This window comes from Actinoplanes sp. NPDC048796 (assembly GCF_040650035.1).
Taxonomy (GTDB): domain Bacteria; phylum Actinomycetota; class Actinomycetes; order Mycobacteriales; family Micromonosporaceae; genus Actinoplanes.
In genome coordinates, this window is the sequence record NZ_JBEZGO010000001.1 from 1,570,088 (window position 1) to 1,584,943 (window position 14,856).

At 69.9% G+C, this 14,856-nt stretch carries 11 protein-coding genes and 1 tRNA gene; 6 read left to right on the forward strand and 6 right to left on the reverse strand.

Annotated elements, in window-relative coordinates:
• Positions 1 to 19 precede the first annotated feature (19 nt).
• Positions 20 to 3,202 carry an efflux RND transporter permease subunit gene (locus tag AB0C26_RS06995; protein WP_360242723.1) on the reverse strand — a complete coding sequence of 1,061 codons (3,183 nt, stop codon included), beginning with the start codon at positions 3,200 to 3,202 and terminating at the stop codon, positions 20 to 22.
• A gap of 143 nt (positions 3,203 to 3,345) precedes the next feature.
• Here AB0C26_RS06995 and AB0C26_RS07000 point away from each other — a divergent pair, with 143 nt between their 5' ends.
• Positions 3,346 to 3,804, forward strand: coding sequence for a MarR family transcriptional regulator (locus tag AB0C26_RS07000; protein WP_360242726.1), 459 nt, complete (start codon positions 3,346 to 3,348; stop codon positions 3,802 to 3,804).
• Here the strand turns inward: AB0C26_RS07000 and thrC are convergent.
• From thrC to argS, 4 genes are all read right to left on the reverse strand, one after another.
• Positions 3,790 to 4,839, reverse strand: coding sequence for a threonine synthase (thrC, locus tag AB0C26_RS07005; RefSeq protein ID WP_360242729.1), 1,050 nt, complete (start codon positions 4,837 to 4,839; stop codon positions 3,790 to 3,792). The genes AB0C26_RS07000 and thrC overlap by 15 nt on opposite strands.
• Before the next feature lie 79 nt (positions 4,840 to 4,918).
• On the reverse strand, positions 4,919 to 6,226 hold the full coding sequence (locus tag AB0C26_RS07010) for a homoserine dehydrogenase (protein WP_360242732.1): 1,308 nt from the start codon (positions 6,224 to 6,226) through the stop codon (positions 4,919 to 4,921).
• The gene (lysA, locus tag AB0C26_RS07015; protein WP_360242735.1) at positions 6,223 to 7,608 is read right to left on the reverse strand and encodes a diaminopimelate decarboxylase; all 1,386 of its coding nucleotides are present in this window, start codon (positions 7,606 to 7,608) and stop codon (positions 6,223 to 6,225) included. The genes AB0C26_RS07010 and lysA overlap by 4 nt, the downstream gene beginning before the upstream one ends.
• A 2-nt stretch (positions 7,609 to 7,610) precedes the next feature.
• The gene (gene argS, locus AB0C26_RS07020; protein WP_360242738.1) at positions 7,611 to 9,275 is read right to left on the reverse strand and encodes an arginine--tRNA ligase; all 1,665 of its coding nucleotides are present in this window, start codon (positions 9,273 to 9,275) and stop codon (positions 7,611 to 7,613) included.
• 101 nt (positions 9,276 to 9,376) lie between these two features.
• Between argS and AB0C26_RS07025 the strand changes: the two genes are divergently transcribed.
• The 5 genes from AB0C26_RS07025 (at position 9,377) to AB0C26_RS07045 (ending at position 14,070) form a co-directional block, all read left to right on the forward strand.
• Positions 9,377 to 10,183 carry a DUF3105 domain-containing protein gene (locus tag AB0C26_RS07025; RefSeq protein WP_360242741.1) on the forward strand — a complete coding sequence of 269 codons (807 nt, stop codon included), beginning with the start codon at positions 9,377 to 9,379 and terminating at the stop codon, positions 10,181 to 10,183.
• The gene (locus AB0C26_RS07030) at positions 10,183 to 10,848 is read left to right on the forward strand and encodes a DUF305 domain-containing protein (protein ID WP_360242744.1); all 666 of its coding nucleotides are present in this window, start codon (positions 10,183 to 10,185) and stop codon (positions 10,846 to 10,848) included. The genes AB0C26_RS07025 and AB0C26_RS07030 overlap by 1 nt, the downstream gene beginning before the upstream one ends.
• Before the next feature lie 75 nt (positions 10,849 to 10,923).
• Positions 10,924 to 10,995, forward strand: a tRNA-Arg gene (locus tag AB0C26_RS07035).
• A 1,428-nt stretch (positions 10,996 to 12,423) separates the two neighbouring features.
• The gene (locus tag AB0C26_RS07040; RefSeq protein ID WP_360242747.1) at positions 12,424 to 13,680 is read left to right on the forward strand and encodes an acyltransferase; all 1,257 of its coding nucleotides are present in this window, start codon (positions 12,424 to 12,426) and stop codon (positions 13,678 to 13,680) included.
• Between the two features lie 78 nt (positions 13,681 to 13,758).
• A complete protein-coding gene (locus AB0C26_RS07045) occupies positions 13,759 to 14,070 on the forward strand; it encodes a hypothetical protein (protein WP_360242750.1) in 312 nt (103 codons plus the stop codon).
• Here AB0C26_RS07045 and AB0C26_RS07050 read toward each other — a convergent pair.
• Positions 14,058 to 14,846, reverse strand: a complete 789-nt coding sequence (locus tag AB0C26_RS07050; RefSeq protein ID WP_360242753.1) for an isocitrate lyase/phosphoenolpyruvate mutase family protein — start codon at positions 14,844 to 14,846, stop codon at positions 14,058 to 14,060. The genes AB0C26_RS07045 and AB0C26_RS07050 overlap by 13 nt on opposite strands.
• Positions 14,847 to 14,856 lie beyond the last annotated feature (10 nt).

Genomic DNA, 14,856 nt, shown 5'->3' on the forward strand with positions numbered 1-14,856 from the left:
ACCTACCGGTCAGGGTCGGTCAGCCCTCCTGGCGCTTGGGCATCTTCAGGACCTCGAACTGGTCGGTGTAGCCGCGCAGCGCGGAGGCGGGCTCCTTCGGCGGCTCCGGCGCCTGTTCGGTCGCCGCCCATTCGCCGCCCTTGCGGGCCAGGCGCCTCGCCCGCCGCTTCTCCTTACGGTTCTCCACCATGGTGTAGAGCGTCGGCACCAGCACCAGGGTGAGCAGCGTCGAGCTGACCAGGCCGCCGATGACCACAATGGCCAGTGGCTGCGAGATGAAGCCCCCCTCGCCGGTCAGGCCGAGCGCCATCGGGAACAGCGCGAAGATGGTCGCGATGGCGGTCATCAGGATCGGCCGCAGCCGGTGCCGGCCGCCCTCGATCACCGCCTCCTGCACGCCCATGCCCTGCGCCCGGTAATGGTTGATCAGGTCCATCAGCACGATGGCGTTCGTCACCACGATGCCGACCAGCATCAACACACCGATCAGGGCCGGCACGCCCAGCGCGGTGCCGGTGACCAGCAACAGGATGATCGCGCCGGTCGCCGCGAACGGGATCGAGACGAGCAGGATGACCGGCTGGATCAGGCTGCGGAACGTCGCCACCATGATGATGAAGACGATCGCGATGGCCGCGAGCACGGCCAGGCCCAGCTGCTGGAAGGCCTCGGCCTGGTCGGCGCTGACGCCGCCGATGGTGGCCGTGGCGCCGGCCGGCAGGGTCAGCGCGTCCAGCTTCTTCTGCAGATCGCGGGTGGAGGCGCCGAGGTCGGAGCCGGTGGCGGTGCCGGTCACCGAGACCGTGCGCTCGCCGTCGATCCGGGTGACCTCCTCGGGACCGTTCACCTGCTTGATGTCGGCCACCTGGCTCAGCGGCACGACGCCCCGGGCGGTGGTCAGCGGCAGCTTGGCCAGGGCGGCCGGGTCGGCCGGCGCGGCACCGAACGAGATCACGACGTCCTGGCTGGAGCCGTCGACCGAGATCTGGCCGGCCGGTACCGAGCGGAAGGCGCCCGAGACGGTCTGCGCGATGCCGGCCTCGGTCAGCCCGTACCGGGCCGCGACGTCACGCTTCACCGCCACGTCGAGGCGCGGGACGCTGGCCGCCAGCGTGCTGGTGGCATCGATGACGCCCGGCGTCTCGGCCATCGCCTTCTGCACCTGGTCGGTGGCGGTGGTCAGCGCCTGCGCGTCGGCCGACTTGACCTGGACCGAGAGCTCGTTGCCGCCGCCCAGACCGGAGTCGTCGGCGCCGACGGTCACCTCGCCGACGTTGGTGAGCTTGCCGATCTCGGCGCGCAGCTGGTCGGTGAGCTCGACGGCGTCGGCGTCCTCCTCGAGGCCCACGTTGAAGTTGGCCGTGCTGGCGCCGCCCCCGCCCAGGAACGGGTTGAACTCGCCGCCGCCGATCGAGACCTGGTAGGTCTTGACCCCGTCGGTCTTGGCCAGCACGCCCTCGATCTGCTTGGCCGCGGCGTCGGTGGTGGCCAGGTTGGTGCCGACCGGCAGCTCCTGGCTGATGGTCAGCGAGTCCTGACCGGACTGATCGAGGAAGTTGGTCTTGAGCTGGGTGGCCAGGCCGAGCGTGACGATCAGCACGACCAGCCCGATCGAGAGCGTGGCCCAGCGGCGCCGGGTGGCGAAGCGGATCACCGGCAGGTAGCCGCGCTGAAGCGGGTTGCGCCGCTCCTTCTCGTCGGCCTTCTGGCGGACCGCCTCGGTGTCGGTGCCCGCCGGCGCCGGCTTGAGGAACCAGTAGGCCAGCACGGGTACGACCGTGAGGGCCACGAAGAGCGAGGCGATCAGGGCCACGGTCACGGTGATCGCGAAGGACGAGAAGATCTGGCCCACGAAGCCGCCGACCAGGGCGATCGGGGCGAACACCGCCACCGTGGTCAAAGTGGACGCGGTCACGGCGCCCGACACCTCACGGACGGCGGTGATGATCGCGTGGCGCTTCTCCTCGCCGTACTCCAGATGTCGCTTGATGTTCTCCAGGACGACGATCGAGTCGTCGACCACGCGGCCGACGGCGATCGTCAGCGCGCCGAGGGTGAGCAGGTTGAGCGTGTAGTCGCCGACCCAGAGCGCGATCAGCGCGATCAGCACCGACAGCGGGATGGAGACCGCCGTGACCAGCGTCGACCGCAGCGACATGAGGAAGATCAGGATGACGATCACGGCGAACACGAGGCCCAGCAGGCCCTCGGTGGTGAGGCTCTCGATCGAGCGCTCGACGAACGGCGCCTGGTCGGTGACCACCGTCAGCTTGGCGCCGGAGTCCTTCTCGAGGTCGGCCAGCTTGTCGCGCACCTCGTGCGAGATGTCGACCGGGTTGCCGTCGGGCCGCGCCGTGACCGCGATGCCGAGGCTGGCCGCGCCGTCGGTGCGGGTGTACGAGGTGGCGGCCGGCAGCTTGCTCTCGACAGTGGCCACCGAGCCGAGCTGGACCGGGCCCCGGGCGCCGGTGAGGTAGATCTGCTTGAGCTGGTCGATCGAGGTGATCGGGGTGCCCACCTGCACGGTCAGCGACTTGTCGCCCTCGTTGACGGCGCCGGCCGGCACCGAGATGCCGTTCTGCTGGAGAACCGTCGTGATCGCCTGCGGGTTCACGCCGGCCGCGGTCAGCTTGGCCACATCGGGCGTGATGACCACCTGCTGGGAGCGGGCCCCGGTGATCGTGGTGTCCCGGACGCCTTCGATGGCGTTCAGCTCGGGGACGACCGTCTCGTTCAGCTTGTCGAGGAGCGCGCTCTCGTCGCCGCCACCGGACGCGGCCAGCACGATCGCCGGGATGTCGTCGGTGCTGCCCGCGAAGATCGTCGGCTCGACGTCGTCGGGCAGTTGCGGCTGCACCCGGTTGACCGCGGTGGTGAGCTGGTTGACCGCCGAGTCGATGTCGGTGCCGTAGACGAAGGCCACGGTGACCGTGGCGACGCCCTCACGGGTGCTCGAGGTGACGCTGTCGATGCCGTCGAGGCCCTTGGCGGCGTCCTCGAGCGGCTCCGTGATCTGGTCCTGGATGATCTCCGGACCGGCGCCCGGCAGCGTCGCGGTCACGAAGGCCGCGGGGAACTCGATCGACGGGAACAACTGCTGCTTGAGCGACGGGATCGCGAAGATCCCGAAGCCGGTGATGACTAGGGCGACTAGAGCGACCAGGCCTCTGTTGGCGAGGCTGAGCCGGGTCAGAAATGACATGTGCGCTCCCCCGGTAATAGTTCGTCCAGCATGAATAGTTTGCCTGACGCGAACAAATGGTTTTTCCCCGGGGGGCACTGGTAGCGTCGGCCACCAGATGGCAACAGGACGGCCATCAGAGCGTCACAGGGAAAGGGCCGTCGGTGGCCGAGAAAGAACAGCTCATCGCGGACATTATGGGCGCGCAGCATCGGCTCCAGGACCTGATCGCCGAGGACCAGGCCGATCCGCTGTTCTCGTCGCACCTGACGTTGTCGCAGCTCAAGATACTCATGCTGCTCGCACGGCACGGCAATGTGCCGTTCGGCGAGCTCGCCGGCCTGCTCGGGGTCGGTGCCGCCGCGCTCAGCGGCATGATCGACCGCCTCGTCGTGCAGGACCTGGTGACCCGCACGGAGGATCTGCACGATCGGCGGGTACGCCGGATCGGGCTGTCACGGTCGGGCAGCGAGCTCATCGGAAGCATCTTCAACGCCGGCGAGGCGAAGATGCGCGCGCTCCTCAGCCGTCTCTCAGCCGAGGAGCTCGATCGGGTCGCTCAGGCGATGCTGCTGCTCGTCAAGGTCGCCGACGAGCAGTGGGGCGGCTCAGGCCAGGCCTAGCTCGCGGGCCGCGATCAGCACGTCGTTCTGGATCGTGGTCGGCGACGGGGCCGTCGAGATGGCCCACTCCGGGTCCTTGAGGCCGTGACCGGTGACCGTGCAGACCACCCGCGAGCCGGCGGGCACCTTGCCCGCCTGCGCCTGCTGGAGCAGCCCGGCCACGCTGGCCGCGCTGGCCAGCTCGACGAAGACGCCGACCTCGCGGGCCAGCACCCGGTAGGCCGAAAGGATCTCCCGGTCGGTGACCGCCTCGATCAGGCCGCCCGAGGCGTCGCGGGCGTCGAGCGCCTTGGTCCAGCTGGCCGGGTTGCCGATGCGGATCGCGGTGGCGATCGTGGACGGTTCCTCGACGACCTTGCCGGTGACGATCGGCGCCGCGCCGGACGCCTGGAACCCGTACATCTTGGGAAGCTTGGTGCTGTTACCGGCGTCCTTGTCCTCGCGGTAACCCATCCAGTACGCGGAGATGTTGCCCGCGTTGCCGACCGGCAGGCAGTGGATGTCGGGGGCGTCGCCGAGCGCCTCGACGATCTCGAACGAGGCCGTCTTCTGCCCGTGCAGCCGGAAGATGTTCACCGAGTTGACCAGGGCGACCGGGAAATCCTGCGACAGCTTGGAGGCGAGCGCCAGGCAGTCGTCGAAGTTGCCGTTGACCTGAAGCAGCTTGGCCCCGTGGACCAGGGCCTGGGCCAGCTTGCCGAGCGCGATCTTGCCCTGCGGCACGAGCACCGCACAGGTGAGGCCGGCCCGGGCCGCGTAGGCGGCGGCCGACGCGCTGGTGTTGCCGGTGGAGGCGCAGATGATCGCCTTGGCACCGTCCTCGACCGCCTTGGACACGGCCATGGTCATGCCACGGTCCTTGAACGAGCCGGTCGGGTTGGCCCCCTCGACCTTGAGGTAGACGTCGGCGCCGGTGCGCTGCGACAGCACCGGGGCGGGCACGAGCGGCGTGTTGCCCTCGTGCAACGTGACCACGGGGGTGGCGTCGGTGACCGGCAGCCGGTCCCGGTACGCCTCGATCAGTCCCCGGTACATGGTCGTCTCCTCACCTAGGCCGGTCTACAGGGTGCCGCAACTCGCCGAATTTTGAGACTATCGGTCCAGCATGCGGGATTCAGACGCCGCCCTCGACGCGCAGGACGCTCGCGATGGACCGGACGATCTCGAGCCGGGTCAGCGACTCGACCGTGGCGGCCAGGTTCGCGTCCGGGGCGCCGTGGGTGACGATGACCAGCTTGGCGTCCTCCTCGCGGCCCGACTGGCGCACGGTCGCGATCGACACCTCGTGCTGGGCGAAGACGCCGGCCACGGCGGCCAGCACACCCGGACGGTCGTCGACGTCGAGGTTGATGTGGTAGCGCGTGACGGCGGCGCCGATCGGGCGTACCGGCAGGTGGGCATAGTTGCTCTCACTCGGCGCCCGGGTGCCGGCGAGCCGGTTGCGGGCCGCCGCCACGATGTCGCCCAGCACCGCGCTCGCGGTCGGCCGCCCGCCCGCGCCGCGGCCGTAGAACATCAGCTGGCCGGCCGCGTCGGCCTCGACGAAGACGGCGTTGAAGGCGTCGCCGACGCTGGCCAGCGGGTGGCTGCGCGGGATCATCGCCGGGTGCACGCGAACGCTCACCGATTCCTGGCCGGTCTCGTCCGGCCCCCGCTCGGCGATGCAGAGCAGCTTGATCGTGCAGCCCATCTCCTGCGCGCTGGCCATGTCGCCGGCGGTCACGCCGGTCATGCCCTCGCGGAAGACGTCCTCGGCGGTGACCCGGGTGTGGAACGCGAGCGAGGCCAGGATGGCCGCCTTGGCCGCGGCGTCGAAGCCCTCGACGTCGGCGGTCGGGTCGGCCTCGGCGTACCCGAGCTCGGTCGCCTCGTCCAGGGCCTCGCTGAAGCCGGCGCCGGTGGCGTCCATCGACGACAGGATGAAGTTGGTGGTGCCGTTCACGATGCCGGTGACCCGGGTGACCCGGTCGCCGTGCAGCGACTCGCGCAGCGGGCGCAGCAGCGGGATCGCGCCGGCCACGGAGGCCTCGTAGTAGAGGTCGGCGTTGCCCTCGGCGGCCGCGTCGTGCAGCGAGCCGCCGTCCTCGGCCAGCAGCGCCTTGTTGGCGGTGACGACGCTCTTGCCGGCGCGCAGCGCCTCGACCAGCCACGAGCGGGCCGGCTCGATGCCGCCGACCACCTCGATCACCACGTCGACGTCGTCGCGCTTGACCAGGCCGAGCGCGTCGGTGGTGAACAGCGCCGGGTCGACCGGGAGGTCACCGCGCTCGCGGCCGAGACGGCGCACCGCGATCCCGACGATCTCCAGGGGCGCGCCGATCCGGGCCGTCAGGTCCGCGGCCTGGTCGTGCAGCAGGCGAACCACTTCCGAACCGACGGTGCCGCAGCCCAGCAGGGCCAGGCGAACCGGTTTCACACTCATCCGACATCCAATGCGAGCAGGTCGTCCTCGGTCTCCCGGCGCACGATCACGCGCGAGGCGCCGTCGCGCACCGCCACCACCGGCGGCCGCGGGACGTGGTTGTAGTTGCTGGCCATGCTCCGGCAGTACGCGCCGGTGCCGGGCACCGCGAGAAGATCTCCGGGCTGCACGTCCGCGGGCAGGAATTCATCCTTCACGACGATGTCCCCGGATTCACAATGCTTTCCCACCACGCGGGCCAGCATCGGCTCGGCGGAGCTCTCCCGGCTCGCCACGGTGGCCGAGTACGAGGCGTCGTACAGGGCCGTACGGATGTTGTCGCTCATCCCGCCGTCGACGCTCACGTAGGTGCGGATGCCGTCGACGTCCTTGACCGTGCCCACCTCGTACAGGGTGAAGACGGCGGGACCGACGATGGCCCGGCCCGGCTCGATGGAGATCTTCGGCTTCGGCAGCGAGACCAGGTCGCACTCGCTCTCGATGATCTTGTTGAGCCGCTTGGCCAGGTCACCCGGCGTGGAGGGGGTGTCCTGGGTGGTGTACGCGATGCCGAAGCCGCCACCGAGGTCGAGGTCGGGCAGCACGACGCCGCGGGCGTCGCGGATCTGCGCCTGGAGGTCGATGATGCGGCGGGCCGACACCTCGAAGCCGCTGGTGTCGAAGATCTGCGAGCCGATGTGCGAGTGCAGGCCCTTGAGCTCGAGTTTGTTCTCGTCGAGGATCTTGAGGGCCGCCGTCAGCGCGGCGCCGCCGGCCAGCGAGAAGCCGAACTTCTGGTCCTCGTGCGCCGTGGCGATGAACTCGTGGGTGTGAGCCTCGACACCCACCGTGACGCGCACGAGGACGTTCGGCCGCTTCCCCGCCCTTTCCGACATGTCGCTCAAGCGGTCGATCTCCTGAAAAGAGTCCACGATGATGCGGCCGACACCCGCGTCGAGGGCTCGCTGCAGTTCGGAGATCGACTTGTTGTTGCCGTGGAAGCCCATCCGCTCCGGCGGAAAGCCGGCTTTGAGCGCCACCGCCAGCTCGCCGCCCGAGCAGACGTCGAGGAAGAGACCCTCCTCCTCGATGATCCGTACGACCGCCTTGCAGAGGAACGACTTGCCGGCGTAGAACACGTCGGCGTCACCGAACGCGCTCGCGAACTCCCGGCACCGCGACCGCAGGTCGTCCTCGTCGAGCAGGTAGGCCGGCGTGCCGTGCTCGGCGGCCAGATCGGCCACGCTCACGCCGCCGATCTCCAGGTTTCCCGCCTCCGTGCGGCTGACCGTCCGCGGCCACAGCTCCGGCACGAGGGCGTTGACATTCTCGGGGGTACGCAGCCACGCCGGTCCCCGGTGCCCGAGGTCGCCGTGCAGCGCCCCGGCCTCATGCGCGCGCATCCCTACATCCTTTCGGGCGCCGAGACGCCGAGCAGGCCCAAACCGTTGGCAATCACCGTACGGGTGGCGTCGTTCAGCCAGAGCCGCGCGCGGTGGGTGTCGGTGACCGGCTCGTCGCCCTGCGGCGTGACCCGGCACTCGCTGTAGAAGCGGTGGTACGCCCCGGCCAGCTCCTCGAGGTACCGGGCGACGTGGTGCGGCTCGCGCAGCTGCGCGCTCCGGGCCACCACCTCCGGGTACTCGCCGAGAGTCTTGAGAAGCTCGTTCTCCTTCTCGTGGACGAGCAGCTCGGGCTTGAAGTCGCCGGCCTCGCCGCGGGTCACGCCCTTGTCCCGCGCGTTGATGGCGACGTTGAACGTCCGGGCCGCCACGTACTGCACGTAGTAGACCGGGTTCTCGTTGCTGGCCCGGGTCCAGATCTCGATGTCCAGGTTGATCGGCGAGTCGGACGAGTAGCGGGCCAGCGCGTACCGCGTGGCGTCGACACCCAGCGCGTCGACGAAGTCCTCCAAGGTCACGACCGTGCCGGCGCGCTTGCTCATCCGTACCGGCTCGCCGTCACGCACGAGATTGACCAGCTGGCCGATGAGGATCTCGAGGTTCTTGGCGGGATCGTCGCCGAAGCAGGCCGACATGGCCTTCATGCGGCCGATGTAGCCGTGGTGGTCGGCGCCCAGCATGATCACGACGCGGTCGAAGCCCCGCTTGCGCTTGTCGAGGTAGTAGGCGCAGTCGGCCGCGAAGTAGGTCCAGTCGCCGTCCGATTTGCGCAGCACGCGGTCCTTGTCGTCACCGAACTCGGTGGTACGCAGCCAGGTGGCGCCGTCGGACTCGAAGATGTGCCCCTGCTCGCGCAGCCGGTCGAGGGCCTCCTGCAACTCGCCCCGGTCGTGCAGGTCCTTCTCGTTGAAGTACGTGTCGAAGTGCACCCCGAACTCGGTCAGCGACTGCTTGATCTCGGCGAACATCAGCTCCACGCCGACGCGCCGGAAGGTCTCGAGAGCTTCGACATCATCGAGCTTGAGTACTTCGGGAGCCTCGGCCACGACCGCGGTCGCGATCTCCGCGATGTACGCGCCGCCGTAGCCGTCCTCGGGGGCGGGCTCGCCCTTGGCGCTGGCCAGCAGCGACTTGGCGAACCGGTCGATCTGCGAGCCGGCGTCGTTGAAGTAGTACTCCGTGCCGACCGTGGCGCCGGCCGCGCGCAGCAGCCGGGAGAGCGCGTCGCCGACCGCGGCCCAGCGGACGCCGCCGATGTGCACCGGGCCGGTCGGGTTGGCCGAGACGAACTCGAGGTTGATCTTCTCGCCGGTCAGCGCGCCCGAATGCCCGTACTCCGAACCGGCCAGAACGATGTCCCGGGCCAGCACCCCCGCCGCGGCGGCGTCGAGCCGGATGTTCAGGAAGCCCGGGCCGGCGATCTCCACCGACTTGACGCCCGGCTGACTGCTCAGCTCCTCGGCCAGCGCGGCGGCCAGCTCACGCGGCGCCACCCCGGCCTTCTTGCCCAGTTGCAGGGCGAGCGTCGAGGCGTAGTCGCCGTGCTCGGGGTTGCGGGGCCGCTCCACCGTCGTCGTCTCCGGCAGCGCGGAGAGGTCGAGGCCGCGGGTCTCGAACACGGCACGAGCAGCTGAGAGAACGGTGGAAGCAAGGTTGGCGGGAGTCACTCAACCATGCTATCGGGGGTAGACTTCGACGCTCGGTGGCCACCCGCGCACCGGTTTCCCCCTCCTGACGAATCCCCTCTCCTGACGAACGACGAGGAACGATGAGCATGAGCACGCCGGGTCCCGAGCGGGTCCCGTCCACCGTCAAGGTCGGCAAGACCTCCGGTCAGGGCAAGCCGCCCGCGGGAGGTTCACGCCCCGGCGCGTCTCGTCCCGGCGCCAAGAAATCGGCGCCCGGCAAGGGAGGCAAGGGCCGCAAGCCCGTCACCCCGGTCAAGGTCGCCGGAGGCCGCAACTGGGGCCCCCTCGCGGTGGCCGGAGTCGTCGTGCTGATCGCGGTCGGCATCATCGGCTACGGCGTGTTCGCCGCGGTCAAGGGCGGCGGCAGCTGGGAAGACCGCGTCAACGCCATCGACGGCGTCGTCGACTACCGCGCGCAGAAAAACGCGGCGATCGACGCGCGGGACCACAAGGAAGGCGCCCTGAAGTACGTGACGAGCCCGCCGGTCGGCGGCGCGCACAACGGCGTCTGGCAGAACTGCATGGGCGACATCTACGACCAGCCCATCGCCGACGAGCACGCGGTGCACAGCCTCGAGCACGGCGCGGTCTGGGTGACGTACAAGCCCGGCCTGGCCGCCGACCAGATCGACGAGCTGAAGAAGAAGGTCCAGGGCCAGGACTACATGCTCATGTCGCCCTACGCCGGTCTCGACAAGAACATCTCCGTGCAGGTCTGGGGCTACCAGCTCAAGGTCGACGACGCCGACGACAGCCGGATCGGCGAGTTCATCAAGAACGCGCGGCTCAACGCCTCCATGGAGCCCGGCGCGGCCTGCTCCAGCGGCAACACGACCACCGGCCCGGTGACCGCCTCCGCCCCCGGCACCGGCATGACGGGCAAGTAATGCCCGTCACCACCGACCCGGGAGCGGCGGCCACCGTCGCCGCCCCGGACGGAGGCCCCGGAGGCGCCCGCCGCTTCGGCCCGTGGTGGCTCGTCGCCACCCTCGTGCTGGGGCTGGCCCTGGGCCTGGGCGGCGGCGTCCTCATCCCCCGCCTCACCCACCCCGGCGACGACTCCGTCGAAGCCGGCTTCCTGCGCGACATGTCGACCCACCACGCCCAGGCCGTGGAAATGTCGATGATCGCCCACGCCGACTCGACAAACGCCCGCATCGTCACCCTCTCCGGTGACATAGCCCTGACCCAGCACGGCCAGATCGGCTACATGCAGGCCTGGCTACGCGGCTGGGGCCTCAGCCCCACCAGCTCGGCCGAGCCGATGGCCTGGATGCCCGACGCCGCCGGCTCGGTGGTCAACGGCCTCATGCCCGGCATGGCCACCCCCGAACAGCTGGCCCAGCTGCGCGAGGCCAAAGGCAAAGACCTCGACATCCAGTTCCTGACCCTGATGCGCCAGCACCACCTCGGCGGCATCCACATGGCCCAGGAAATCCTCAAGCTCTCCGACAACAAAGACGTCACCTGGCTGGCCCAAACCATGGTCACCGGCCAGCAGAGCGAGATCAACCTGATCGACCAGCTCCTGAAAGGCCTCCAGGCCAGCTGACAGCCGTGAAGCGCCGCCAACCCGTATCCGGTTGGCGGCGCTTCCACAGGGCCTGCTAGAGTTCTGAACCACTGAGCCCCCGTAGCTCAGGGGATAGAGCGTCGCCCTCCGGAGGCGAAAGCGCAGGTTCGAATCCTGCCGGGGGCACGAGCATCTGGGTGTCCCCTGTCCGCGGAGTGCGCGGACCTGGGATGCCCGTTTCTATTTCTGGGGCCCGAGCCCCAGACCCCACGCCGTGGGGAGGTCCCCCGGATCCCCCATCTCGGTGGTTGCGCTGGGTGTGGTCGTTGCGCTGGGGACGGGTCCCCCGACCCGCTGGGCGCGCTGGGAGTGGTGGGTGCGCTGGGGACGGGTCCCCCGACCCGCTGGGCGCGCTGGGAGTGGTGGGTGCGCTCGGGACTGATCTCCTAACCCGCTGGGCGCGCTGGGAGTCGTGGGGGCGCTCGGGACTGATCTCCTAACCCGATGGGTGCGCTCGGGACGGATTCGTTACCTCGGTGGTTGCGCTCTGGGGACGGGTTTGCTGCAAGCATCACTGATTTGCCCTTCTCTGGTGGTGGCTGCCCTCTTCGGCATTGGGCTGGGCCTTCTCTTCTGCGTTTCTTCGGCCTCGGGTGTGCCGCGTCGCTGTATGCCGTTGGCGCTGCTGTCTCGGGGGGCCGCTTCGGCGATCGCTACCGGCGGTGGGGTTCTCCTTTAGGTTGGTGCGCGGCGGTCGCTGGACGGGCGTCGACGGCGGTTCCGCCGACTCCATTCGGCTCGGCGCGGCCAGTACGCCGGCGCCGGCTGTTGGCGCTCCTCCGGCCGTCGCCGGGGCCGAGATGGGCTGGCTGTTTAGCCTCGGTAGTGGCTCGACGTCGGCGGCTGCCGGGCGATATCCGCGATCGTTGCGGCCACGGTCTTGTTGCAGCTACCGCTAGCGCTGCTGGCCGCCGGCGCCACCCCGCTGCCCGCTGGTCCGTCGGCCGCCAGTGCTGGCGCCGCTGCTCTTGGCGCTACGCCACGCCGAGGGCTACCGCCAAGCACCTACCGGCACCGGCTGTCCATCAACCCCGCCGCCGCCATTCCGCTGACGCTGACGCTGACGCTGCGGGCGCTACCTTCACTCTCCCTTGGCCCGGTGCTACCCACCGCTCACTGTGCTCCTGCTGCCACCTCGGCCGCGACTGCCGCCACTTGCGACGCTGCAGCCTCGTCCCCGTTGCGCCGCCTCAGCGCTGCAACCGCCGCTGTTCCCGGCGCCGCCGTCGTTCCGGGAGCTGCCGTCGTCGCTGCTCCCGGCGGTGCCGTCGCTGCCGGGGGCTGGCGTCGTCGCTGTTGCCGGCGGTGCTGTCGCTGCGGGGCTGCCGGCGTCGCTGGTTTCGGCGGTGGCGGTTGTGAGGTCTGGTGACGTCGCTGTTCTGGTGGTGCTGCTTTGGGTTGGGTGCGGCTGCCGGGGTGGGGCTGGGCGGTGCCGGGGGTGTCGGGTTGGGGTGGGTTTGGGGGAAGGAGTTTCGGGTTGGGGTTGGGGCGGTGCGGGGTGGGCGGGTAGATTCCCGTGGCTGCGGACTGCCACTTAGAAAGGTGCCCCGCTCGATGGCTGGGACGACTCAGTTAGGACCTCACGCGCGCAAGCCGGAACTCAAAGCCCTGACCGGGCTGCGGGCCGTCGCTGCGATCGCGGTTGTCGTGTCACATGTGGGAGTGCCCAAAAGCCTCCCGAAGGACTTCGCGGACATCGCCCACTACGGATACATCGGAGTGCCGCTGTTCTTCATGCTCTCCGGCGTCGTGCTGGCGTACAACTACCCCGAGCTGAACGTGCGGCAAGGGCGACGGACGATCAAGTTCTACGTGGCGCGCATCGCGCGGGTCATGCCGCTGTACTGGGTGATGATCGCGTACTGCTTCTTCTTCTACGCGGCGGTCAACCACAAGCAGTTCCCGTCGGCGCTGGTGCAGAACATCTTCGCCGTGCAGACCTGGGGGCCCGACCTTCTGGTCGCGCAGTCGTACTACAACGGGCCGGGCTGGTCGATCGGTGCCGAGCTCTTCTTCTACGCCACGTTCCCGTTCCTGGTGCCGGTCGTGGCGCGGATCGCGAAGCGATGGGGGCCGCGGGGGCTCGTCATCGTCATCGCGGCGGTCGCCGCGCTGACCGTGGCGCTGGTCGTGCTGTTCACCGTTCGCGGGTGGGCCACCCTGCCGGCCGCCGACCCGGCGTCGGCTCACCGCTGGCTGTACCGCAACCCGCTGTGCCAGCTGCCGATCTTCATCGCCGGCATGGCCATCGCTTTCCTGCTTCCGCATGTACGCCATTGGGGCAGCGTCACCCACAACGTCATCCAGACCGCCGTTCCGCTCTACGTGCTGCTGCTCGCGGCGTTCCGTGGGGAAGGCGGCTTCTGGGGCGCCGCCAGCTTCGGGGCGTTCTTCGTGATCCCGTTCACGCTGGCCATGCTGTCGCTCGGGTCCGGGCGGGGCTGGCTGGCCCGGATCCTGTCGACCAAGCCGATGGTCACGCTGGGTGTGGCCAGCTTCGCGCTCTACCTGACCCACCGGTGGCTGGTGTGGCAGCTCAGCTCGTACGACCCGATCGTCAAGGGGCACGGCACCGACCCGTACTTCGGCTTCATCCTGACCATCGCCGTTCTGCTGCTCGTCGGCGAGGGCGCGCACCGGTACGTGGAGGAGCCCGCCCGCCGCTGGATCATGAACCTGAGCAAGAAGGTGGGCCGTCGTTTCCCGGCCCGCCGCCAGCCGCAGCACGAAGCTCACCAGGTGCGTGAGGCCCACGACGGCCGGGACGCGCCGACCGAGGTTCTCGAGCTTCAGCAACCGGTCGCCCGCTGATTGGTGACGCGCGAGACAGCTTCGGTTATCAGCTGACGGCGCCGGGTAAGCCCAGCCCCGAGAGGGAAGGGGATAGCAATGACCAGGGAGAACTTCAACACCGAGGCGGCCGAGGGTGAGCGCGACCGCCGGTTCCACGGCGGCCGCCCCGCGCACCTCGACGACGACGAGCTGGCTCGCCGCACCGAGGAGGAGCGGGCCGAGGCCGGCGTCACCGCGTACGACCGGGGTGCCGTGCCGCCGGCCACCGACGACCCGGTGCCGTACGACCCGCAGGCCGACAGCATCGAGCAGGACATCGAGAGTGTGACGGCCCGGCAGGAGGCGGAGGGCGAGAACGTTCCCCTCAGCAAGGACAACCCGTTCCCGCCGACCCGTTACGCGGAATAGCGCATCAGGTCGTTGAGCTCGCCGAAGTCGTAGGCTTCGGCGAGCTCTTTCGCATAGGTGCCCTGGCTGAGGGCCTCCGTGGTGACGCGGCGGAACAGGTCGTACGCGGTCTGGGCCACCGATGAGCCGAGGCTGACCCGGGCCACGCCGAGCTTGGCCAGTTCGCCGACCGTGGGCGCGCCCGGGCCGGTCAGGACGTTGAGCGGCGCGGCGACGCGCTCGGCCAGCTGGGCCACCGTGGACGGTTCGGTCACGCCCGGCACGAAGACGCCGTCGGCGCCGGCCTCGACCAGTGTGGCCGCCCGGGCCACGGTCTCCGCCAGGTCACCCCGGCCGCGCAGGTAGGCGTCGAGCCGCGCGTTGATGAACAGGCCGTCGCCGGCGGCGGCCCGGGCGGCCGCGATCCGGGCCGCCTGCTCTTCGACGGTCCGGTCGCCGTCCTCGATGTTCACTCCGACCGCGCCGGCCGCGACCACCAGCCGTACCGTCTCGGCGACGTCCGCCGGTGTCACCCCGAAGCCCGACTCGATGTCGGCCGTCACGGGCACCGGGACGGCGGCCACGACCCGGCGGATCACGGCGATCGCCTGGCCACGGTCGAGGGCGTCCCCGTCCGGGGCGCCGAGGCTCCAGGCGACGCCGGCGCTGGTCGTGGCGACGGCCGGCGAGCCCGCGGCCGCGGCGATCCGGGCGGTGGCGGCGTCCCAGGCGTTGACCAGGACGAGCGGGTTGCCGGGGGTGTGCAGGGACCGGAAGAGAGCAGCTTTTTCGTTCACGGGACCGAGT